General features: G+C 64.7%; 15 protein-coding genes. All 15 read right to left on the bottom strand.

All coding sequences use genetic code 11. The features are described from left to right. Nucleotides 1-497: 497 nt before the first annotated feature. On the bottom strand, nucleotides 498-872 hold the full coding sequence (locus ACLGL5_RS33850; RefSeq protein ID WP_069093034.1) for a hypothetical protein: 375 nt from the start codon (nucleotides 870-872) through the stop codon (nucleotides 498-500). Between the two features lie 194 nt (nucleotides 873-1,066). Beyond that, entirely contained in the window at nucleotides 1,067-4,351 is a 3,285-nt protein-coding gene (locus ACLGL5_RS33845; protein WP_494372845.1) for an efflux RND transporter permease subunit, read from the bottom strand. Further along, nucleotides 4,348-7,482 (bottom strand): MdtB/MuxB family multidrug efflux RND transporter permease subunit, encoded by a 3,135-nt coding sequence (locus ACLGL5_RS33840; protein WP_069093032.1) that lies wholly within the window; start codon nucleotides 7,480-7,482, stop codon nucleotides 4,348-4,350. Before ACLGL5_RS33840 ends, ACLGL5_RS33845 begins: the two co-directional genes overlap by 4 nt. Then, on the bottom strand, nucleotides 7,479-8,855 hold the full coding sequence (locus tag ACLGL5_RS33835; protein ID WP_069093031.1) for an efflux RND transporter periplasmic adaptor subunit: 1,377 nt from the start codon (nucleotides 8,853-8,855) through the stop codon (nucleotides 7,479-7,481). The genes ACLGL5_RS33840 and ACLGL5_RS33835 overlap by 4 nt, the downstream gene beginning before the upstream one ends. Before the next feature lie 115 nt (nucleotides 8,856-8,970). After that, entirely contained in the window at nucleotides 8,971-11,649 is a 2,679-nt protein-coding gene (locus ACLGL5_RS33830) for a nitrate reductase (RefSeq protein WP_069093030.1), read from the bottom strand. Nucleotides 11,650-11,651: 2 nt separating this feature from the next. After that, entirely contained in the window at nucleotides 11,652-11,981 is a 330-nt protein-coding gene (nirD, locus tag ACLGL5_RS33825; RefSeq protein ID WP_019860900.1) for a nitrite reductase small subunit NirD, read from the bottom strand. 5 nt (nucleotides 11,982-11,986) lie between these two features. Further along, nucleotides 11,987-14,437: a nitrite reductase large subunit NirB gene (nirB, locus tag ACLGL5_RS33820; protein WP_494372844.1), complete on the bottom strand. Its 2,451-nt coding sequence runs from the start codon at nucleotides 14,435-14,437 to the stop codon at nucleotides 11,987-11,989. Nucleotides 14,438-14,441: 4 nt separating this feature from the next. Next, the gene (locus ACLGL5_RS33815; protein ID WP_032931488.1) at nucleotides 14,442-15,239 is read right to left on the bottom strand and encodes an ABC transporter ATP-binding protein; all 798 of its coding nucleotides are present in this window, start codon (nucleotides 15,237-15,239) and stop codon (nucleotides 14,442-14,444) included. 10 nt (nucleotides 15,240-15,249) lie between these two features. Beyond that, nucleotides 15,250-16,146 (bottom strand): nitrate ABC transporter permease, encoded by an 897-nt coding sequence (ntrB, locus tag ACLGL5_RS33810; protein WP_010911232.1) that lies wholly within the window; start codon nucleotides 16,144-16,146, stop codon nucleotides 15,250-15,252. A 66-nt stretch (nucleotides 16,147-16,212) separates the two neighbouring features. After that, nucleotides 16,213-17,541 (bottom strand): CmpA/NrtA family ABC transporter substrate-binding protein, encoded by a 1,329-nt coding sequence (locus ACLGL5_RS33805; protein WP_245307226.1) that lies wholly within the window; start codon nucleotides 17,539-17,541, stop codon nucleotides 16,213-16,215. A 327-nt stretch (nucleotides 17,542-17,868) separates the two neighbouring features. Next, nucleotides 17,869-19,107 carry a CmpA/NrtA family ABC transporter substrate-binding protein gene (locus ACLGL5_RS33800; protein ID WP_069093028.1) on the bottom strand — a complete coding sequence of 413 codons (1,239 nt, stop codon included), beginning with the start codon at nucleotides 19,105-19,107 and terminating at the stop codon, nucleotides 17,869-17,871. After that, nucleotides 19,104-19,706 carry an ANTAR domain-containing response regulator gene (locus tag ACLGL5_RS33795; protein ID WP_027047351.1) on the bottom strand — a complete coding sequence of 201 codons (603 nt, stop codon included), beginning with the start codon at nucleotides 19,704-19,706 and terminating at the stop codon, nucleotides 19,104-19,106. Before ACLGL5_RS33795 ends, ACLGL5_RS33800 begins: the two co-directional genes overlap by 4 nt. A 138-nt stretch (nucleotides 19,707-19,844) precedes the next feature. Further along, the gene (locus tag ACLGL5_RS33790; RefSeq protein ID WP_038649225.1) at nucleotides 19,845-20,174 is read right to left on the bottom strand and encodes a hypothetical protein; all 330 of its coding nucleotides are present in this window, start codon (nucleotides 20,172-20,174) and stop codon (nucleotides 19,845-19,847) included. Between the two features lie 100 nt (nucleotides 20,175-20,274). Beyond that, nucleotides 20,275-21,075, bottom strand: coding sequence for an endonuclease/exonuclease/phosphatase family protein (locus tag ACLGL5_RS33785; RefSeq protein WP_027047350.1), 801 nt, complete (start codon nucleotides 21,073-21,075; stop codon nucleotides 20,275-20,277). A gap of 119 nt (nucleotides 21,076-21,194) precedes the next feature. Then, nucleotides 21,195-22,658 carry a phospholipase D-like domain-containing protein gene (locus tag ACLGL5_RS33780; RefSeq protein ID WP_069093027.1) on the bottom strand — a complete coding sequence of 488 codons (1,464 nt, stop codon included), beginning with the start codon at nucleotides 22,656-22,658 and terminating at the stop codon, nucleotides 21,195-21,197. Between the last annotated feature and the right edge of the window lie 223 nt (nucleotides 22,659-22,881).

Here is a 22,881-nt window from a genome sequence, read left to right as displayed (position 1 = left end):
TTGAATCAACTGGGATAGCGAAGTCACGTTCCCTATTTTTCAGCCTTCAACACCTGTGTCCAGACGTACCATTTGCGGACAACAGGGCCAGCCGAGGCATGGATCGACAGTGACGGGTTATGGCTTGGATAACAGCCGAAGGGCTGCCCGTTGAATCGACCTTCATCAGGCCAGGCATAGTGTCCGTCTCATCCGAGCGGCCGGGGGCACGCCTTTCGGACATGAATGCAGACCAGCCGTGGTTTTGACGAGCGATAAGACATCGCGCGGCGGCGAAGCTTTGCCGCGTTCTACTTCGAAATGCGAGTGGCTGAGTGGATTATTGAAAGAGTATCGCAATTCCCGCCACTGCCAGGGCCTTGGCGACGCTTCCATCTGCACCATCGCCTCGGTCTAGTAGGCTTCCCGCCTTGCTTGCACCACTGTGCGAGGGCCCAGTGAAAAACCGGCGCCCCCGAAATCTGTCTGGGGCGCCGAACGATCATAAGCGGTCCGCGTCAGCCATTCGGGTAATAGCCGCCATCGGAGCCGTCGCCCATGTATGTGCCGCCGCCCGTATCGACCTGCAGTTGCTGGTCCAGCTTCTCTATCTGGCCGAGCAAAGCTCGATATGCGCCGCCACCGGTGGCCGAGCGGTGAATGCTTTCGGCCTGCATCATCAGATCGTGCTCCTGCTGAGGGGTGATCGCCTTTGCATCCATGGCCTCGACGATCCCCTGCCTGACGCCCTGCAACTGGTCCAGGACCGCACTTGCCTCGACGGACATGCCGCCCGGTTCGACCCGATGGCGATGCACCGCGTAGGCGCTCGATAGTGGCACCGCCGCCAGAAGCGATGCGATTGCTATGACCTTCGGTGTAAAATTGCGCATGGTTGCGCCTCCCTTCAACGGGAAAAGCGGTAAGGCTATCGCTTTCCGATCGCGGGCAATCTGCTCCCGTCACGTCGCGATGATCCTCTCATCGCCGGCGGTTCGTGGCCCGTACCCATCGATATAGGGGCGTTCCAAACCGCTGGACGGCAAGGAACGCAAAGTTGACAGTTTGTGATCGGCGGAGAGCCGGCTCACTCTCCCGGTTGTATGCCTGCCTGCCAGGAGTACCGGGTCCGCGACGGCAATCGCCGGCACCAGCGACCAAAACGGTCGATATAGATGTAGATGACCGGCGTCGTGTAGAGGGTCAGGATCTGGCTCAGGATCAGGCCGCCGACGATGGCGATGCCGAGCGGCTGGCGCAGTTCCGCGCCCTCGCCAAGGCCGATCGCCAGCGGCACGGCGCCGAACAGCGCTGCCATGGTCGTCATCATGATCGGGCGGAAGCGCAGCAGGCATGCCTGGTAGATGGCGTCATGCGCCGATTTGTTCTCGTTGCGCTCCGCGGCCAGCGCGAAGTCGATCATCATGATCGCGTTCTTCTTGACGATGCCGATCAAGAGGATGATGCCGATCAGCGCCATGATCGAGAACTCGATGTTGAACAGGGTCAGCGCCAGCAAGGCGCCGACGCCGGCCGAGGGCAGGGTCGACAGAATAGTCAGCGGGTGCGCGTAGCTTTCGTAGAGAATGCCGAGCACGACATAGACGGCGATCAGCGCGGCGAGGATCAGCAGCGGCTGGTCGGAGAGGGAGTCCTGGAAGACGCGCGCCGTGCCCTGGAAACTGCCATGGATGGTGGCCGGCATGCCGATGCGGTCGGCCGCCGCGTTGATGGCCGCGACGCCTTCGCTGAGCGCGACGCCCGGCGCCAGGTTGAACGACAGGGTGGTGGCGACGAAGAGGCCCTGGTGGTTGACGGACAGCGGCGTGCTGCCGGGGCCATAATGCGCGACGGCCGACAGCGGCACCATGATCTCGGCTCCGGTGCTGACCGCCGAGCCGGTCGAGGCGGCCGTCCTGCCGGTGCTTGTGATGGAATTGTTGGCCTGGTTGCGCGCCGCGTCGGCGGCGACCGTCTGGGCGCTGGTGGACCGGCCTGGTGCGACGAATGTGCCGGCAACCGCATTGCTCGCCTGCGATCCTCCAACCGAACCGCCCGATGTGCTGACATAGACGTTTTTCAGCGCATCCGGGTTTTGCCAGTATTGCGGCGCCACTTCCATGATCACGTGGTACTGGTTGCGCTGGACATAGATGGTGGACACCTGGCGCTGGCCGAAGGCGTCGTAGAGCGTGTTGTCGATCTCGCTGGCCGATATGCCGAGGCGCTTTGCCGTGTCGCGGTCGATGGTGACGTCGGCTTCCAGGCCCTTGTTCTGCTGGTCGGAGTTGACGTCGGTGAGCCTGGGTTCCGTCTGCAGCGCGGCGGCGAGCTTCGGCGCCCATTCCGCCAGCTCATCGAAACTGTCGCCTTGCAAGGTGTACTGGTACTGCGCGTTCGATTGCCGCCCGCCGACGCGTATATCCTGCACCGCCTGCAGGAAAAGCGTGGCGCCAGGCACACCAGCCAGTTTGGGCCGCAGCCGGGCGATGACCTGGTCGGCCGAGATCTTGCGCTCGGCCAACGGCTTCAGCGACACGAACATGAAGCCGGAATTGGTCTGACCGCCGCCGGTGAAGCCGACCGCGGCGTCGACCGCCGGATCCTTGCTGACGATGCCGGCGAACTGGCTGAGCTTTTGCGACATCGACTGGAAGGAGGTCGCCTGGTCGGCCTGGATCGAGCCGGTCAGCCGTCCGGTGTCCTGCTGCGGGAAGAAGCCCTTGGGAATGGTGACATAGAGATAGCCATTGAGGCAGAGTGTGGCCGCGAGCACCGCCATGATCAGCAGCGGATTGTCGAGTGCCCAGGACAACGACCGGCGATAGAAGCCCAGCATGGCCTCGAAGATGCGCTCGCTGAAGCGGTAGAGCCGGCCGTGTTCGCGTTCTCCCTCGGGGCGCAGCAGGATCGAGCACATCATCGGCGTGGTGGTGAGCGATATTGCGAGCGAGACCAGGATCGCCGCCGACAGCGTGACGGCGAATTCGCGGAACAGCCGGCCGACGATGCCGCCCATCAGCAGGATCGGGATGAAGACGGCGATCAGCGACAGGCTCATCGACAGCACGGTGAAGCCGACCTCCTGGGAGCCCTTGATCGCTGCTTCCATGCGGCCCATGCCGGAAGCGGTGTGGCGGGCGATGTTCTCCAGCACGACGATGGCGTCGTCGACGACGAAGCCGGTGGCCACCGTCATCGCCATCAGCGACAGATTGTCGATGCTGAAGCCGAGCAGATACATGACACCCAGTGTACCGACGAGGGACACCGGCACGGCCACGATCGGCACCAGCGCCGAACGCACGTCGCGCAGGAAGGCGAAGACGACGAGGATCACCAGGCCGATGGCGATCATCAGCGTCTGCGCGACCTCGCTCAGCGAAGCGCGGATGGTTGTCGAGCGATCGACCGCCAGCGACAGGTCGATGGCCGGCGAGATCGAGGCGCGCAGCGCCGGCAGCAACGCCTTTACCCGGTCCACCGTCGCGATGATGTTGGCGTTGGGCGAGCGGTTGAGGATGATCAGCACGCCCGGCTTGCCGTTGGCAAGACCGGCATTGCGAATGTTCTCGACGAAATCATTGACCTGGCCGACGTCGGAAAGCCTGACCGGCGCGCCATTGCGGTAAGCGACGATGAGGGAACGGTAGGCTTCGGCCTGGTTGGCCTGGTCATTGGCGTAGATCTGGTAGCGCCGGCCGCCGACATCGACGGCGCCCTTGGGGCTGTGGGCGTTGGCCGAGGCGAGTGCGGCGCGCACATCCTCCAGCCCGATGCCGTAATCGTAGAGCACCTGCGGGTTGAGCTCGACGCGCACCGCCGGCAGCGAGCTGCCGCCGACCGACACCTCGCCGATGCCGTCGACCTGCGAGAGTTTCTGCGCCAGCACGGTGCTGGCGGCATCGAAGAGCTGACCCTTGGACAGAGTGTCCGATGTCATCGACAGGACGAGGATCGGGGCGTCGGCGGGATTGACCTTGCGATAGGTCGGGTTGGAACGCAGGCTGGACGGCAGGTCGGCGCGCGCGGCGTTGATCGCCGCCTGGACGTCACGCGCGGCGCCGTCAATGTCGCGGTCCAGCCCGAACTGCAAGGTGATGCGCGCGCTGCCGACGCTGCTCGACGAGGTCATTTCGTTGACGTCAGCGATTTCGCCGAGATGCCGCTCGAGTGGGCTGGCGACGGTGTTGGCCACCACCTGGGGGCTGGCGCCGGGCAGCGAGGCCGTCACCGAGATGACGGGGTAGTCGACCGCCGGCAGCGGCGCCACCGGCAATTGCGGAAACGCCACCAACCCGGCCGCCAGCAGGCCGAAAGTCAGCAGCGTCGTCGCCACCGGCCGCCGAATGAAGGGAACCGACAGGTTCATGGCCCGGCGTCCGCACCATTGGTGCGAGGAAGATTGGGGGCACGGGCAAGGTTGGGTTCGATGCCTCTGAGACGAGCCGAGAGACGATCAAACCAGAGATAGATCACCGGCGTGGTGAACAGCGTCAGCAACTGGCTGAGCAGCAGGCCGCCGACGATGGAGACGCCCAGGGGATGGCGCAGTTCCGAGCCGACGCCGGTGCCGAGCATAAGCGGCAAGGCGCCCAGCATCGCCGCCAGCGTCGTCATCAGGATCGGGCGGAAGCGCAGCAGGCAGGCCTGGTAGATGGCCTCGCGCGGCGTCTTGCCTTCATGGCGCTGCGCGTCGAGCGCGAAGTCGATCATCATGATGGCGTTCTTCTTGACCACGCCGATCAGGAGGATGATGCCGATGATCGAGATGATGGTCAGGTCCTGGCCGGCGATCATCAGCGCCAGCAACGCGCCGATGCCGGCCGAAGGTAGCGTCGACAGGATGGTGATCGGGTGGATGAAGCTCTCATAGAGCACGCCGAGCACGATGTAGACGGTGACCACCGCCGCCAGGATCAGGAACAGTGTGTTGTCGAGCGAAGCCTGGAAGGCGCGCGCCGCACCCTGGAAGCTGGTGATGATGCTGAGCGGCATGCCGATGTCGGCCTGCGCCTGCTGGATCGCGGTGACCGCCTCGCCGAGCGACACACCTGGCGCCAGGTTGAACGAGACGGTGGTGGCGGGGAATTGCCCCATATGGGTGATCTGCAGCGGCGTGGTGGCGATATGGGTGGCTGCCACCACCGATAGCGGCACCGGGGCGCCGCCAGTCGAGGAGGGCAGGTAGACGGAAGAGATCGCCTTGAGCGAATCCTGCTCTGAAGGGGCGGCCTCGAGAATGACCCGGGACTGGCTTGACGTGGTGTAGATGGTCGACACCATACGCTGGCCGAAAGCATCGTAGAGCGCATTGTCGACGGTCGCCGGCGTGATGCCGAAGCGCGCGGCCTGGTCGCGGTCGATATCGACAAAGACGGCAAGGCCGCTGTTCGATAGGTCGCTGGCGACGTCGGCGAGCTGCGGCAGCGTGTTCAGCCTGGCAAGAAGCTTCGGCGTCCATTCTCCCAGCTCATCGGCATTGGCGTCCTGGAGCACGAATTGGTACTGGGTGCGGCTGACCTGGCCGTCGATGGTCAGGTCCTGAACCGGCTGCATATAGAGCATGACACCGGGCACGGCGCCGGCTTCCTGTTTCAGCCGCGCGATGACCTGCGTGATATCAGCGGTGCGCGCTTCATGCGGCTTGAGGTTGATCAGGATGCGGCCGACATTCATCGTCGTGTTGGTGCCGTCGACGCCGATGAAGGACGATAGGCTGTCGACATCGGGATCCCTAAGGATGATGGCGGCCAGCTGCTGCTGCCGGTCGGCCATGGCGGCATAGGAGATCGACTGTGGCGCCTCTGATATGGCCTGGATGACGCCGGTGTCCTGCACGGGGAAGAACCCCTTGGGGATGACCACGTAGAGGGCCGCCGTCAGCACCAGGGTGGCCGCCGCCACCACGAGCATCAGCGTCTGCCGGTCGAGTACCCAGGTCAGCGCCCGGCCGTAGCCGCGGATCACCCAGTCGAAGAAGTCGCGGCTGGCGCGCTGCAGGGCGTTTTCGCGCACCGCCGCCACCGGTTTGAGCAGCTTGGCGCAGGCCATCGGCACCAGCGTCAGCGACACCACCGCCGAGATCAGGATGGTGGTGGCAAGCGTGATGGAGAATTCGCGAAACAGCCGGCCGACGACATCGCCCATGAACAGAAGCGGGATCAGCACCGCGATCAGCGAAACGGTCAGCGAGATGATTGTAAAGCCGATCTGCTGCGACCCTTTCAGCGCCGCCTGCAGCGGCGTAGCGCCCTCCTCGACATAGCGGGCGACGTTCTCGATGACGACGATGGCGTCGTCGACGACGAAGCCGGTGGCGATGGTCAGCGCCATCAGCGAAAGATTGTCGAGGCTGAAGCCGAACAGGTACATGACGCCCAGTGTGCCAACCAACGACAGGGGAACCGACAGGCTCGGGATCAGCGTGGCGCGCGCGCTGCGCAGGAAGACGAAAATGACCAGCACGACGAGGATGATCGAGAGCGTCAGCTCGTATTCGACGTCGCGCACGGAGGCGCGGATGGTCGTGGTGCGGTCGGTCAGCACCTTCACGTCGACGGCGTTCGGCAGCGAGGCCTGGAGCTGCGGCAGCAGCGCCTTGATGCGGTCGACCACGTCGATGACATTGGCGCCGGGCTGGCGCTGGATGTTGAGGATGATCGCCGGCGTGCTGTTCATCCAGGCGGCAAGTCGGTTGTTCTCGGTGGCGTCGACCACGTCGGCCACATCGCTTAGCCGCACCGGCGCGCCGTCCTTGTAGGCGACGATCAGCGAACGGTATTCGTCGGCGCTCTTCAGCTGGTCGTTGGCATTGATGGTGTAGGCGCGGGACGGCCCGTCGAAATTGCCCTTCGGCGTGTTGACGTTGGCGCTGCCCAAAGTGGTGCGCAAATCGTCGAGGTTGAGGCCATAGGCGGCGAGCTTGCGCGGATCGGCCTGGACACGCACCGCCGGCCGCTGGCCGCCGCTGAGGCTGACCAGGCCGACGCCCGGCAGCTGCGATATCTTCTGCGCCAGCCTGGTGTCGGCAAGCTGCTGCACGTCGCGCAGCGGCATGGTGGCCGAGGTCAGGCCGAGGGTGAGCACCGGCGCGTCGGCCGGATTGACCTTGGCGTAGATGGGCGGCGCCGGCAGGTCTGCCGGCAAAAGATTACCGGCCGCGTTTATGGCCGCCTGAACCTCCTGCTCGGCGACATCGAGCGATATCGCCAGGCTGAACTGCAGCGTGATGACCGAGGATCCGGCCGAACTGACGGAGTTCATCTGGTTGAGGTTGGCGATCTGGCCGAGCTGGACTTCCAGCGGTGCCGTGACCGAGGACGTCATGACGTCAGGGCTGGCGCCGGGATAGAAGGTCTGCACCTGGATGGTGGGGTAGTCGACCTCGGGCAGGGCCGAGACGGGCAGATAGCGATAGGCCAGCAGGCCCGACAGCATGATGGCGACCATGAACAGCGATGTCGCCACCGGCCGCAGGATGAAGGCGCGCGACGGGCTCATTGCTGCTGCCCGGACTCCGCGTGACGATGCTTGCGGCCCTGGCCCTTGCGCTTGCCCGTGTCATCCGGCTTTGGCGCATCCGATGCGGGCTGGTCCGGCGCCGACGCCTGTGACTGAGGCGCTGTCCCGGCGGGCGTGGCAGCCGATGCCGGAGGTGACTGCGCCGAGACCGGTGCCGAGGGCTGTGCCGGGGCCGGCGCATCCTGCTGAAGGTTGACATGGGCGCCGTCGCGGAGCTTGTCGGCGCCGTCGACGACGACACGGTCGCCGGGGTTCAGGCCGGCGAGGATCTCGACGTGTTCGCCGTTGGTGACGCCAAGCGTGACCTTGCGCACGGCGACCGTGCTGTCGGGGTTGACCAGATAGGCGAAGGTGCCGGGCAAGCCGCGCTGGATCGCCGCGATCGGGGCGATCGCCACGTCCTTGTGCTCGTCGACGAGAAGCGCGACGTTGACGAACTGGTTCGGGTAGAGGACGCGCGTCTCGTTGGCGAAGCCCGCCCGCAGCTTGATGGTGCCGGTGCTCGGGTCTATCTGGCTGTCGAAGGTTTCGAGCTGGCCGTCGGCGAGCTTCTTGGCTCCGGCGCGGTCGAAAGCCGATGTGGGCAAAGTGGCTCCCTGCTGCATGCGCTGCGCGATCGCGGGCAATTCATCCTCGGGCACGGTGAACAACACACTGATCGGCTGGACTTGCGTGATGATGACGATGCCGTTGGCATCGCCAGGGGTGACGTAGTTGCCCTGATCGACCTGGCGCAGCCCGGCCCGTCCGTCGACGGGAGCCAGGATGCGGCAATAATCCAGATTGAGGGTGGCGGTCTGTATCATCGCCTGGTCGACCTGGACGGAACCCTGGTCCTGCGCGACAAGGGCGACCTGCGCGTCGAGGGTCTGCGGTGTCGCCGTCCCCTGCGCCACCAGTTTCTGGTCGCGGACGAGGTCGAGCTGGGCATCCCTGAGCATGGCCTGGTCGCGCACCAGCTGGCCCTGGGCCTGGGCGAGCGCCGCCTGATAGGGGCGGGGATCGATCTCGGCCAGCAGGTCGCCCTTCTTGACGTCCTGGCCCTCCTTGAAATTCACCTGGATGAGCGGGCCGGTGACCTGCGGCTTGACGGTGACGGTGGAGAGCGAGGTCACCGTGCCGAGCGCATTGAGGGTGACGTCTATCGTGCCCTTTTCGACGGCGGCGGAGCCGATCGTCGTCGGCTGCGCGCCGCGTCTGCCGCCGGGTTGCCTCGCCTCGACATGCGGACGCTGATAGAGATAGGCGGCGGTTGCGGCGACAATGGCAATGAAGATCAGCCACGGGATCCAGCGACGCGATCGGCGTGGCGCGACGGTCGTCTGCAGGGGCATTTCCAATTGCTGGTCCATGGCGGCATTCTTTCACCCCCATCCACCAATATGGCCGAAGCCTGACGAAGTCGAATTAACAGTTGGACAGGTTTGGCGCGGCCTCGCGGACCGCTCAATCACACGGGATTGCGGCTCACTCGGCCGCTTGAACGCGGCTCGCCTGGACGAGGGCGCGGATCTCCGACCTGCAGGAGCCGCAATTGGTGCCGGCCTTCAGCGCGCCGCCGATGGCTTCGACGGTGGTGCAGCCGGCTGCCACTGCCGCCACGATCTGGTTGGCTCCGACGCTGAAACAGGAGCAGACGGTCGCGCCCGCGTCCGGCCGTTCGGCACCGGCACGACCGGCGACGATCCTGAAGCGCTCGCGCTGGCTGGCGTGGACCTCTTCGAGCTGTTCGGCCGCCCAGCCGCGCGATACCGCGACCGGGCCCCGGGCGACGAACAAAGCACCCGTGAGGTGCTCACCGTCGAAGGCGGCGATGCGGTGCTGGCCGGCGTCGCGGTCGTGATAGGCGAGCATTTCGGCCGAGGGGGCCTCGAAGAGCGAGCCGGCGAAGGCTGTCCAGTCGGCGTCGTCGTTGGCAAAGGCAAGTTCAACCCGCCATCCGCCCCGGCACCTGGCAACCGCCCAGTAGTCAGCGGCAATCGCCTCGGGACGGCGGCGCATCACGGCGAACGCAAAGGCCTTTGCGGCAAATTTCTCGATGCGGGCCGCGACATGTTTCAGCGCCGGCTGGCCTGAGACCGGATCGATGAGCGGTGCGGTCAATGCGTCGAGCCGGCCTTTTGCCGCGAACTGATCGGTCCAGTGCATCGGCGCGAAGACGCTGCCTTGGCGCTGGCGTGGCGTGATCAGGGCGCGGACCAGTACGTCGCCGCGCGGGCTGGAGATACGCACGATGTCGGCGTCGCCGATGCCGTGGTGCTGCGCGTCCAGGGGATGGATTTCGACAAAGGGCTCGGCGATGTGCTGGGACAGGCGCGGGCTTTTGCCGGTGCGCGTCATCGTGTGCCAATGGTCGCGGATGCGGCCGGTGTTGAGGATGAGCGGGAAGTCGGGGGTGGTGCGGGTTTCCGTCGTGGGACGGATGGCGATGAAGCGGGCTTTGCGGTCGGCTGTGTAGAAATGGCCGTTGGCGAAGAAACGGGTGGGGTGCTGCTCTGTCGTGCCGCCTCCTGGGCTCGGCGCTGGCCATTGGAACGGCGCCAGCCTTGCATAGCCCTCAGCATCAATTCCGGCATAAGCCCCAATATCGAAGTCCCGCCCACCATCATTCTCGAACCCCGACAGCGCGGCGTGCTCGCCAAAGATCTCCGCCGGCGTCTCGTGCGCGAACGCCTCGCCAAAACCCATCCGCCGCGCCACCTCCGCGATGATCCACCAGTCGGGCCTCGCCTCGCCGGGCGCCGACAGAAACGACCGCTGGCGCGAGATGCGGCGCTCGGAGTTGGTGACGGTGCCGTCCTTTTCGCCCCAGGCGGCGGCGGGCAGCCGGACATGGGCGTGACGCACTGTGTCGGTGCTGGCCAGGACATCCGAAACCACGACGAACCGGCAAGCCTTGATTGCTGCTTCGACGGCGTCCGCGTCCGGCATCGAATCGACCGGGTTGGTGGCCATGACCCACAGCGCCTTGATGCGCCCGTCGGCCACGCCTTGAAACACCTCGACGGCCTTCAGCCCGGGCTTTTGCGCGATGCCGGGCGCATTCCAGAAGCGCTGGACGCGGTCGCGGTGTTCGGGATTTTCGATCTCCATATGGGCGGCGAGCATGTTGGCCATGCCACCGACCTCGCGGCCGCCCATGGCGTTGGGCTGGCCGGTCACCGAGAACGGGCCGGCTCCCGGTTTGCCTATGCGGCCGGTGGCGAGATGGCAGTTGATGATGGCGTTGACCTTGTCGGTGCCGGACGACGACTGGTTCACGCCCTGGCTGTAGACGGTCACCGTCTTCGCGGTCGCGGCGAACAGGCTGTAGAAACGGCCAAGTTCGTCTTCGCTGAGGCCTGTTGCTGTGGCAACACTGGTGAGATCGAGCGCCGATGCGGCGAAAAGAGCTTGCCCGAAGCCGGTCGTGTGCGCCGTGATATAGGCGCGGTCGAGTGCATTGTGCTGGCCGAGCCAGGCGAGCAGGCCGGTGAACAGAGCGACATCGCCATCGGGCGCGATCGCCAAATGCATGTCGGCGATATCAGATGTCATGGTGCGGCGCGGATCGACCAGCACGATCTTCATCTCCGGCCGCTTTTCTCGGGCAGCGGCGATGCGCTGGTAGAGCACGGGGTGGCACCAGGCGAGGTTGGAGCCGACCAGCACGATGAGGTCGGCGCGTTCCAGATCCTCATAGGTTCCCGGCACCGTGTCGGAGCCGAAGGCGCGGCGGTGGCCGGCGACGGACGAGGCCATGCACAGCCGCGAATTGGTGTCGATGTTTGCCGAGCCGACGAAACCCTTCATCAGCTTGTTGGCGAGGTAGTAATCCTCGGTCAGCAGCTGACCCGAGACATAGAAGGCGACCGCATCCGGTCCGTGCTCGGCGATGGTTTGCGAGAAGGTCGAAGCGACGTGGTCGAGCGCCTCGTTCCAGCCTGTCCGGCGGCCGTGGATTTCGGGATGAAGCAGCCTGCCGTCGAGGCCGACGGTCTCGGCCAGTGCCGAGCCCTTGGAGCAGAGCCGGCCGAAATTCGCGGGATGATCGGGGTCGCCGCGGACGGACACTTGCCCGTCCGCGGCGACCTTCGCCAGCACGCCGCAGCCCACCCCGCAATATGGGCAGGTGGTCCTCACCTCGCGTGCTGCGTCGATCTCCATGGTCAGGCGGCGCAGCTCGCCAGCGCTTCCAGCGCCAGGAACAGGCGCTCGCCCTCGACCTTGACTGGGATGGTGCGCACCGCGCCCTCATCGGCGCCGAGCGCCTTGCCTGTCTCCAGCGAGATCACCCAATTGTGCAAGGGGCAGGTCACCGCCGCGCCATGGACGATGCCTTGGCTCAGCGGCCCGCCCTTGTGCGGGCAATGGTCGTCGATGGCATAGACCTGATCGTCCTGGGTGCGGAAGACCGCGACCTTGCCTTGCGGGGTGGCGACACAGCGCGCACCACGGCGGGGGATGTCGGAGAGGGAGCCGATGGCGATCCAGTTCATTGGGCTCACTCCGCCGCCTGCGCAAACCCGACCGAAGCCATCGGCCGGAATTCGTGCTTGTCCTTGCCGGAGACGCGTTCCGACCATGGATCGACCTGGGCGAATTTCTGGCTGAAGACGAAGCGGTCGTAGTAGGCTTTGCGCTTGGCATCGTCGTCCATGATCTGGCGCTTGATCTCGGGGATGCCGATGCGTTTAGCCCATTTGTAGATGCGTTCGAGATATCGGCCTTGCTCACGGTACATCTGCGTCAGCGCCACGATGTGCTCCAGCGCCTCGTCTTCTGTCTTCACAAGGCCGAGCACTTCGGTGCCCTTGATGTCGAGGCCGGCGGCACCGGCGAAATAAATCTCGTAGCCTGAGTCGACGCAGATGACGCCGACATCCTTGCAAGTCGCCTCGGCGCAGTTCCTCGGACAACCGGACACCGCCATCTTGACCTTGGCCGGGGTCCACGACCCCCACATGAATTTCTCGATGCGAATGCCCAGCCCCGTCGAATCCTGCGTGCCGAAGCGGCACCAGTCGGAGCCGACGCAGGTCTTCACCGTGCGCAGGCCCTTGGCATAGGCATGGCCGGAGACGAAGCCGGCCTGGCCGAGATCGGCCCACACCGCCGGCAAATCTTCCTTGCGGATGCCCAGCATGTCGATGCGCTGGCCGCCGGTGACCTTGACCATCGGGATCTCGAACTTGTCGACGACATCGGCGATGGCGCGCAGTTCGGCGGCATTGGTGACGCCGCCCCACATGCGCGGCACCACCGAATAGGTGCCGTCCTTCTGGATGTTGGCATGCACCCGCTCATTGATGAAGCGCGACTGGTAGTCGTCGGCATAGTCGTCCGGCCAATCGCAGACGAGATAGTAGTTGAGCGCCGGCCGGCATTTGGCGCAGCCGCAGGAGGTCTTCCATTCCAGCTCCTGCATGACGGCGGGAATGGTCTTCAGGTGCTTGGCCTTGATCAGCCGGCGCACCTCGTCGTGGCCGAGCGTGGTGCAGCCGCACATCGGTTGCACGGCCGCAGGGTTGTAGGTGTCGCCGAGGGTCAGCACCATCAGCTTCTCGACCAGCCCGGTGCAGGAGCCGCAGGAGGCCGACGCCTTGGTGTGGGCGCGCACATCGTCGAGCGAGGTCAGGCCCTTGGCCGTGATCGCGCCGGTGATCTTTCCCTTGCAAACGCCGTTGCAGCCGCAGATTTCCGCATCATCCGGCAAGGCTGCAACGGCCGCCATAGGGTCCAGCGGGGCACCCCCCTGGTATGACTGGCCGAAGATCAACGTATCGCGCATTTGCGAAATATCGGTCTGCTTCTTCTTGAGATCGTTGAACCAGGCGCCATCGGCCGTCTCGCCATAGAGCACGGTGCCGATGATGCGGTCGTCCTTGAGCACCAGCCGCTTGTAGACGCCGGCCGAGGCGTCGCGCAGCACGATCTCCTGGCGGTCGTCGCCATCGGCGAAGTCGCCGAGCGAGAACAGCTCGATGCCGGTGACCTTGAGCTTGGTCGGCGTGTCCGAATGGACGAAGGCAGCGGTCTCGTCGCCGGCAAGCTGGCTCGCCGCAACGCGCGCCATTTCGTAGAGCGGTGCGACCAGCCCGTAGACCATGCCGTTGACCTCGGCGCATTCGCCGAGCGCGTAGATGTCGGGGTCGTTGCTGCGCATGCCGGCATCGACGACGATGCCTCTGTTGACGGCGATGCCCGCCTCTTTCGCCAGCGCCGCATTCGGCCTTATGCCGACGGCCATGACCACCAGCGTCGCCGGAATGATGGTGCCGTCGGCGAGTTCCACCTGCTCGACCTTGCCATTGCCCGTGATTGCCTGCGTGTTGGCCTTGGTGATGACCTTGATGCCGCGTTGCTCCACCGCGCGCTGCAGGAGATAGCCGGCGGCCGGATCGAGCTGGCGCTCCATCAGCGTCGGCATGACATGCAGCACGGTGACGTCCATGCCTTGCGCGTTGAGGCCGGCGGCGGCCTCCAGCCCGAGCAGGCCGCCGCCGATGACCACGGCCTTGGCCCTGGACTGGGCGGCAAGCATCATCGCCCGGACATCGTCCAGATCACGATAGGTCAGCACGCCGGGCAGGTTATGGCCCGGCACCGGGATGATGAAGGGCACCGAACCGGTGGCGATGACGAGCTTGTCGTAAGGTTTGGTGACACCGTGATCGGAGGTGACGGTCTTGGCCGCCCGGTCGATGGCGACAATCTTGTGGCCCTTGTAGAGGGTGATGTTGTGCTTGATGTACCAGCCGTCACCATGGATGATGATTTCCTCATAGGCCTTTTCGCCCGACAGCACCGGCGACAGCATGATGCGGTCGTAATTGACGCGCGGTTCGGCGTTGAAGATGGTGACGCTGTAGCGGCCCGGCGCCTGTTCCAGCAGGTGCTCCAGCATGCGCCCGGGGGCCATGCCGTTGCCGATGATGACTAATCTTTCTGTCATGATGCTACTCCGCGGCTTCGACGAAGCGGTGGCGTTCGTAGAGGAATTTCAGCACGGCCTCGCGGCAGCGCAGGAAGGTGCGGTCGGAGGCGAGTTCGATGCGCCGGCGCGGCCTTGCCAGCGGCACGGGCAGCACCTCGCCGATGGTCGCTGCAGGACCGTTGGTCATCATGACGATGCGGTCGGACAAGAGCACCGCCTCGTCGACATCATGGGTGATCATGATCGTCGTCGAGCCGAGCCTGGAATGGATGTCCATCACCGCATCCTGCAGATGTGCGCGCGTCAGCGCGTCGAGCGCGCCGAAAGGCTCGTCGAGCAGCAGGATCTTCGGCTCCATGGCGAGCGCGCGGGCAATGCCGACGCGCTGTTTCATGCCGCCCGAGATCTCGGCCGGGCGCTTGTCCCTAGCATGCGCCATCTGCACGAGGTCGAGATTGCGCATGATCCAGTCATGCCGCTCGGCCTTGCTCTTCGAACGGCCGAAGACTTTCGAGACCGCTAGGTTGATGTTTTCGTAGACGGTTAGCCAGGGCAGCAGCGAGTGGTTCTGGAACACCACTGCGCGTTCGGGACCGGGGCTGTCGACTTCCCTGTTCTCGAGCAGCACCGCCCCGGCGGAAACCTTGGTCAGGCCGGCGATCAGGTTGAGCAAGGTCGACTTGCCGCAGCCGGAGTGGCCGATGATGGAGACGAATTCGCCCTTGTCGATGGTCAGCCTGATATCCCTCAGAACCTCGCTGACCTGGCCGCCGCGGGCGAAGGATTTGTCGATATGGTCGAGTTTCAGATAGGCGGTCATCGCACTGTCCTCACTTTGCCGTTGTGCCGCGGGTGACGAAGACGCCGACGCCGGCGACCAGGCGGTCGAGGCAGAAGCCGGTGACGCCGATATAGGCGAGCGCGACGATGATGTCGGGCAGCCGCGACGAGTTCCACGCGTCCCAGATGAAGAAGCCGATGCCGACGCCGCCGGTCAGCATTTCGGCGGCGACGATGGCGAGCCAGGACAGGCCGATGCCGATGCGCAGACCGGTGAAGATGTAGGGCGCGGCGGCCGGCACCATGATCTTGACGAAGAACTCGAACGGGTTGAGCCGCAGGATGCGCGCGACGTTGCGGTAATCCTGCGGGATGTTGCGCACGCCGACGGCGGTGTTGATGATGATCGGCCAGATTGAGGTGATGAAGATGACGAACAGCGCCGACGGGCTGGAATCGCGGAACGCCGCCAGCGACAGCGGCAGCCATGCGAGCGGCGGCACGGTGCGCAGGATCTGGAACACCGGATCGAGGCCGCGCATCGCCCAGATCGACTGGCCGACCAGCGCGCCGAGCGCGACGCCGACGATCGCCGCCAGGCCAAAGCCGATGGCGACGCGCTGCAACGAGATCAGCACCCGCCAGGCCAGCCCGATGTCCTGCGGGCCATTGTCGAAGAACGGATGCGCGATGAGATCGTAGGCCTCGTTCCACACCTGGCTCGGCGGCGGCAGGCTCGATGTGGGCGACGAGCAGGCGACCTGCCAGACGACGAGCATCAGAGCGATGACGATGACGGGCGGCACCAGCGTGCTCGCCAGCTTGCCGGCGATGGCGAGCGGGTCGAAGCGGCGCCGCGCCTTGGCGGCGAAGGCGATCACCTCGGCCGGTTTGGCCGGCGCGGGAAACGCCTTCACCTTGGTGTCCTCGATGGCTTGGATGGACATCTTTTGGAAAGCTCCTTGGGGGCAGGTAGGGGCGACAACGGCGCAAGAGGCGCCATTGCGCTTGGGTCAAGCCGACGCCTTGATCTTCAGGCTGTCGAGATAGGCGGACGGGTTGGCCGGATCGAAGGTCTTGCCGTCGAAGAAGGTCTCGACGCCTCGCGACGAGGAGGCCGGAATGTCGGCCGCCGCCACCCCGAGATCCTTCGCCGCCTCGCGCCACAGATCCTCGCGGTTGACCTGGTCGACCAGCGCCTTGACGTCCGTGGTCGGCGCGAATTTGCCCCAGCGGATGTTCTCGGCGAGGAACCAGGCATCATGGCTCTTGAAGGGGTAGGAAACGCCGCCCTTCCAGAACTTCATGTAGAAATCGGTGCCGTTGGCGACGCGGCCATTGCCGTAGTTGATGTCGCCCTTAAGGCGGCCGATGATGTCGGCGACCGGCACGTTCATCCATTGCCGCTTGCCGATGATGGCGGCCATCTCGTCCTTGTTCTCCTTGGCCTCGCACCACTGCTGGGCTTCCATGACGGCCATCAGGATCGCCTTGGTGGCGTTCGGGTTCTTCTCGATGAATTCGGCGCGCACACCGAGCGCCTTTTCCGGATGACCCTTCCACAATTCGCCCGTGGTGGCGGCGGTAAAGCCGACGCCCTGGTGGACGAGCTGCTCGTTCCACGGCTCGCCGACGCAGAAGACGTCCATGTTGCCGACCTTCATGTTGGCCACCATCTGCGGCGGGGGCACGACGATGGTCGAGACGTCCTTGTCGGGATCGATGCCGCCGGCGGCCAGCCAGTAGCGCAGCCAGAGGTCATGCGTGCCGCCCGGGAAGGTCATGGCGGCCTTGACCTCCTTGCCGGCTGCCTTCTTGGCGGCGAAGGCGTCCTTCAGCTTGGAGGCGTCGAGACCGACGCCGGTGCCGGCATATTCCTGCGCGACCGAAATGCCCTGGCAGTCGTAGTTGAGCCGCGCCACGATCGCCATCGGCATCGGCTGGCTGTTCTGCGTCACCTTGCCGGTGTGCATGAGGTAAGGCAGCGGCGTCAGTATGTGGGCGCCGTCGATGCCGTTTGCGGCACCGCCAAGCATCAGATTGTCGCGCGTCGCGCCCCAGGAAGCCTGCTTCAGCACCTCGACATCGGGCATGCCGAATTTGGCGAACAGGCCCTTCTCCTTGGCGATCATCAGGGGTGCGGCATCGGTCAGCGCGATGAAGCCGAGCTTGGCGCCGGTGACTTCCGGCGCGGCGGTGGCGGCATAGGCGCCGGATGGAAAGAGCTTGCGGGCCGCCATGAACAGGCCGGCCGTCATGGCGCTGCTGACCAGAAAATCGCGACGCGTCACATCCTTTGGCGATGTTCCCGTCCCGATCCAGTTCTTCATCGTCTTCTTCATCGTCGTCTCCGGTTGAACGCGATTCCAAAACAAAAAAGCCGCCGGCCAGGTCTTCGCGCCCGAAAGACCGGGAGCGCGTTTTGACCTGAGCGGCAGCTTTGCCTGTGGCGCCCGCCATTGGACGCCTGTTCCGTGACCCATGAAGGGCCTGGTTATTTCAATGCAGGAACCGTGCCAGTTTCGGATGAAAGGAAAAACATCAATGAAATCAGCGATTCATGTCCGTCGACGGCCTGCCGGGCAATATGGCGAGCAGGCCAAAGATTGTTCATTAGGACCATTGCGCGCACAATTTTTGTGCAATGCACAAGAATGGCGCGGAAATGATCAGGCTTCCGTGCGGACCGATTTCTGGCGCGCTATATAGGCGTCGATCTCGTCGGGATCGAAGATCTGCCCGTCGAAAAAACCGTCCGGGCCGAGCACCAGGCCGGCGCCGGTTGCGCCGACCGCGGTTGCGACCTTGAGCGCGCCCTCGACCTTCGCGTTGGCGCCGGGAAGCGCGACACCGAGCGGCTTCAGCGCCGAGCGGTAGAGATCGGGCCGGTAGCAGTCGCGCGCTATGGCGAGATTGCCGGGCGTGTGGGCGACATGTCCCCAGCGCACCATCTGCGTGTAGAACCACAGCGCATGGCTCTTCCACGGAAAGTTCGCCGCCTTGTCGAAAGGCAGGAAGAAGTCGTCGATATCTCGCTCCGCCCCGCCGCCCAATTGCAGATGGCCGGTCAGGATCGGCATCTGCACCGCCGGCGGCTGGCCGAGGAAGCCGGGCTGCGCCATCACCGCGGCCAATTCGGCGTGGTTGGCCGGATCCTGGCACCAGCGCGCCGAATGGTGCAGCGCGCGCAGCAGCGCCGCCAGCGCCTCGGGATTCTCGTCGGCCCAGGCCTTGCGCACGCCGATCACCTTCTCCGGGCTGTTGCGCCATATCTGCGCCTTGACGGTGACGATATGGCCGGTGCCGGCGGCGACCGCGGCGCTGTTCCAGGGCTCGCCGACGCAGTAGCCGTCGATGCGCCCGGTGGCCAGCGCATCGGCCATGAAGGGCGGCGGCACAATGACGATCTCGATTTCGCGGTCTGGGTCGATGCCGCAAGCGGCCAGCCAGTAGCGCAGTTCGTAATTGTGCCCGGAATGCGGATGCACGACGGCAAAGCGCAGCGGTTCGCGGCCCGCGACCGCCCGATCGCGAATAAATGCGCGCAGTGCCGCGCCCGCGCGCGCGGGATCGAGATCGGCTTCGGCACCATGCGCCGCCATGCCGGCCCAGACAGCGTTGGAGACGGTGACGCAATTGCCGCCGAGCCCGAGCGAGAACGGCACGATGGTCTCGGAAGCGAGCGGCGTCAGCCCGAGATTGCAGGCGAGCGGCATGGGCCCCAGCATATGCGCGAGATCGAAGTGGCCGATGGCGATGCGGTCGCGGATGTTGGCCCAGGAGGTTTCGCGGTGCAGCGTCAGCCCAATGCCTTCGCGGGCGGCGAAACCAAGCTCGCTGGCGGCGACCAGCACGGCGCTGTCGAAAAGCGGCATGAAGCCGGCGGTGATCTGGTGCCTCATGCTCATTCGTCCTCCGCCGGCCCCAGCAGCCCGGCCGCCGTCACCAGGCTCTGGGCGATGTCGCTGATCTTGCGGTTCTGGTTCATCGCCGTCTTGCGCAGCAGCGTGTAGGCGGCCTCTTCGGAGAGGCCGCGCGACTTCATCAGAATGCCCTTGGCGCGATCGATGACCTTGCGGCCCTCAAGTTCACTGCGCGCCTCTTCCAGTTCGCGCGCCATGCGCGAGAAGGCATTGAAGCGGCTCACCGCCATGTCGAGGATCGGCTTGACGCGCTCTTGCCGCAGACCGTCAACGACATAGGCGGACACGCCGGCATCGACCGCGGCCTCGATCGAGGCCTGGTCGGAGCGGTCGACGAACATGGCGATCGGGCGCTTCACGGCGCGCGACAGCTGGAACATGTTTTCGAGCATATCGCGGTTGGGGTTTTCGAGATCGATGACGATGACGTCGGGTTCGATCTCGGCAATCCGCCGGGCAATGCCGGTCACGTCATGGATGACAGTGACAAGCTGATGGCCGGCCTCGCGCAGGCCGGCCTCGATGATCGAGGCGCGGATGCGATTTTCATCGATCACCAGGACGGCTAGGGAGGATCGGACCATGCCTGCATTGTGGGCAAGGCCGAGAAATTGTGCAATGCGGCATAGCACGTCGGTTGAAGGAGCGTGGCTATGCCGCACTATCGCTTGCCGCTGGGATCGCCTGTGAAAACGGCGCGGCGCTTTTATTTCATGGGTAGATCAGCCGCAGACGCGGACCTGCTCGATCACCTTGTGGTGGTGGCGCCAGTGCTTGACCAGTTCGATATGGCAGCGGTGATGGCGGTGGTGGCGTCGATAGTCGCCATTGTAGTTGCCATCATACTGCACGTTCTGGTCGTCGCCATACTGGTTGTCGTAATTCTGCCGGTGATGGCGGCGAACGACAATCTGGCCGTTGTCGGACTGATCGTCCGATGAATATTGGTTGCCATCGTCGGATTGGATAATCACGCTTGCGGCTTGCGTCGGCGCAATGACTGCGGCTGTGGCGGCCAATGCCACCATGGAAGCCAGAAATAGCTTTTTCACGTCTCGTCCTCCTGTGGTTCAATGCGTATCAACTCGCGGAGAGAATTAGCGTTCCAAAATGAATCGCGGCGCTTTTCGAAGCCGGGACGACAAGTCGGTTCTACAGGCGAACGAAGGCCGTGAGCGGGAGATGGTCGGAGGCGACGCGCGAAAGCGGCGTGTCGTGCGCTTCCACGGCTGCGATCATCCCGTGCCGGTTGGTCATGATCCTGTCGAGCGCCAAAAGCGGCAGGTTCGAGGGGAAGGTGGGAACCGCCGGTGGCTGCGGCCCGAACGTCGCGTGCAGTGTGTTGAGCGCCGAGCGGTTGCCGAGCCGCCATTCATTGAGGTCGCCAAGCAGCAAAGTCGGCTTTTCGTCCGGGCTGCTCATTAGATCGAGCACGACACGGGCCTGCTGCGAGCGCGAATGGCGCAGCAGGCCGAGATGGGCGGCGATAATGCGCAGCGTCTCGCTCCCGTTCAATTCGATCTCCGCCACCACCGCACCGCGCGGCTCCAGGCCCGGAAGCCTGATCTGATGCACGTCGCGGACGACGCCCTTCTTGAACAGGAGGACATTGCCGTGCCAGCCATGGCCCTTGCCGGTGGCCGAAATCGGCACCGGCACCAGGCCGGTTTCCCGCTCGAGGCGAGGCAGATCCAGCAGGCCATCACGGTCGCCGAAACGGTTGTCCGCCTCTTGTAGCGCGATCACGTCGGGGTCGATTTCGCGAATGACGCGGCTGGTGCGCTCTGGATCGAACTTGCGATCGACGCCGATGCATTTGTGGACGTTGTAGGAGGCGACCAGCGTTCCAGTGGCGGCGGTCGCCTTGTGCGCAGCCGCGTTTGCCTTGCGCATCCGCCTGTCGCGAATGGTCAAAAGCATGCTCGCCGGGAGGCTGCGCCCGCTCATCCGCATCACATGTTCGCCATTTCATCTGGTCTCACCACACACCTCAAATAGAGCCTTTGCGTCTATGTTCCATGACCGACGTCAAACTATCCGGCAAACACGTCTTTCTATTAAAGCCAGGGGTTCTAGAGATAGGGCGATCCCAGCCACAGAATACGATCGAACAGCCGGATGATGAATGGCCGAGCCCGCAAGGAGTCCAGCGTGACGGGAACGGCCGCTTCGATCGCCGATCCGATCCGGGCTTCGATCTCGCGGGCAAAGCCTGCGTCGAGGACCTCCAGATCGATCTCGAAGTTCAACCGCAGCGACCGGGCATCGAGGTTGGACGAGCCGACATAGGCCCACACGCCGTCGATCGAAAGCAGCTTGGAATGGTCGAATGGGCCTTCCGTGCGCCATATGCGGCAATAATTCTTCAGGATCTGGTCAAATTGCGCGGTCATGGCGCGGTCGACGAGGAAGAGATTGTTGACCGCCGGCACCACTACATCGATCTCGACGCCGCGCCGGGCGGCGGTGATCAAGGCGCTGATCAGTTCGCGGTCCGGCAGGAAATAGGGCGACATCAAACGGATCGACTTGCGCGCCACCGAGAAGGCGCCGATCAGCAGCTTGTGATTGGTCTCATTGCTGGCATCCGGCCCGGATGCGACCGCCCGCACCAGCATCGGCTGGCCGGGGGCCGGCGACAGCGGGGCAATTCGCCAGGCATCGCCCTTCAACCCTTCGTTGGTGGCGAAGCGCCAGTCTTCGGCAGCGACCGAGAACAGGTCGGCGACGACAGGTCCGGTGACCTTGAAATGCGTGTCCCTGGCGCTGTTGGAGCCTGCGAACTCAGCCGAAAATCCCTTGCGGATGTTCATGCCGCCGGTGAAGACAACCGTGCCGTCGACCACCAGGATCTTCCGATGGGTTCTGAGATTGGCGTAGGGCAGGCGCAGGCCCATGACGATATTGCCGTTGAAGACATCGGCGGGGATGTTGGCGCGGCGCAGATGGCCGAGGATGCTGGGAACGGAGTAACGGGCACCGACGGCGTCGATCAGCACGCGAACGGTAACGCCGCGCACGACGGCACCGGCCAGCGATTCGACGAAAAGCAGGCCGACGGCGTCATTGTCGAAAATATAGGTCTCGAGCAGGACGCTGCGCTCGGCGCCATCGATCGCCGCGCACATGGCGGCATAGGCCTCGTCGCCGGTCTCCAGCACGTCGATGGCGTTGCCCGGGTTGAGCGCGCGCCGCGCCACCCTGTCGCCCAGCGTCCGCAGGCCGGTGAAGCGCTGACCGTAGCGCTCGACGATCAAGGCTTCTTCTGCGGCGATGTCGCGCTCATGCTTGGAGGATACCGCGTCGCCGGCAAGCGGGCGCTGCGCGGTGATCGTGGCGCGACGGATGCGGTTGATGCCGGCGACGGCATAGATCAGCACGCCGAGGATCGGTGACAGCACCATCACGCCGACCCAGCCGGTGGCTGCGCGCACATCCTCCTTGGTCATGACGGCATGGGCAATGCCGACGGTCGCCATGACCACCGAGATGATCGCCAGGATTTGGGTCCAATGAGTCGCAATGGTCTCGAACATTGCCGGGACTATCCAGCGAGCGGTTGCAGAAGGCAATGCGGCCGGTTCATGCCGCGCATTCGCCGGGTGGCGGTCGCGACCTGGGTGGGGAGATCTAGTCCCAGGCAGAGTTTGAACCGATGAAGTTCCTCTGAACTCCCGCTTGGGAAAACCAACTTAACGCGAGGGAAAGCATAGAGATGGCCTGGTCCGGCATCGTCCTGGTCGTCCAGGGCTTCCTGTA

The organism is Mesorhizobium sp. U510 (genome assembly GCF_059180695.1).
This window is presented reverse-complemented; position numbering and strand designations above follow the sequence as displayed.

Coding starts and splice junctions, on each gene's coding strand:
- ACLGL5_RS33850 (WP_069093034.1), bottom strand. CDS start 872: ATGCGCAATTTTACACCGAAGGTCATAGCAATCGCATCGCTTCTGGCG.
- ACLGL5_RS33845 (WP_494372845.1), bottom strand. CDS start 4,351: ATGAACCTGTCGGTTCCCTTCATTCGGCGGCCGGTGGCGACGACGCTG.
- ACLGL5_RS33840 (WP_069093032.1), bottom strand. CDS start 7,482: ATGAGCCCGTCGCGCGCCTTCATCCTGCGGCCGGTGGCGACATCGCTG.
- ACLGL5_RS33835 (WP_069093031.1), bottom strand. CDS start 8,855: ATGGACCAGCAATTGGAAATGCCCCTGCAGACGACCGTCGCGCCACGC.
- ACLGL5_RS33830 (WP_069093030.1), bottom strand. CDS start 11,649: ATGGAGATCGACGCAGCACGCGAGGTGAGGACCACCTGCCCATATTGC.
- nirD (WP_019860900.1), bottom strand. CDS start 11,981: ATGAACTGGATCGCCATCGGCTCCCTCTCCGACATCCCCCGCCGTGGT.
- nirB (WP_494372844.1), bottom strand. CDS start 14,437: ATGACAGAAAGATTAGTCATCATCGGCAACGGCATGGCCCCCGGGCGC.
- ACLGL5_RS33815 (WP_032931488.1), bottom strand. CDS start 15,239: ATGACCGCCTATCTGAAACTCGACCATATCGACAAATCCTTCGCCCGC.
- ntrB (WP_010911232.1), bottom strand. CDS start 16,146: ATGTCCATCCAAGCCATCGAGGACACCAAGGTGAAGGCGTTTCCCGCG.
- ACLGL5_RS33805 (WP_245307226.1), bottom strand. CDS start 17,541: ATGAAGAAGACGATGAAGAACTGGATCGGGACGGGAACATCGCCAAAG.
- ACLGL5_RS33800 (WP_069093028.1), bottom strand. CDS start 19,107: ATGAGCATGAGGCACCAGATCACCGCCGGCTTCATGCCGCTTTTCGAC.
- ACLGL5_RS33795 (WP_027047351.1), bottom strand. CDS start 19,706: ATGGTCCGATCCTCCCTAGCCGTCCTGGTGATCGATGAAAATCGCATC.
- ACLGL5_RS33785 (WP_027047350.1), bottom strand. CDS start 21,075: ATGCGGATGAGCGGGCGCAGCCTCCCGGCGAGCATGCTTTTGACCATT.
- ACLGL5_RS33780 (WP_069093027.1), bottom strand. CDS start 22,658: ATGTTCGAGACCATTGCGACTCATTGGACCCAAATCCTGGCGATCATC.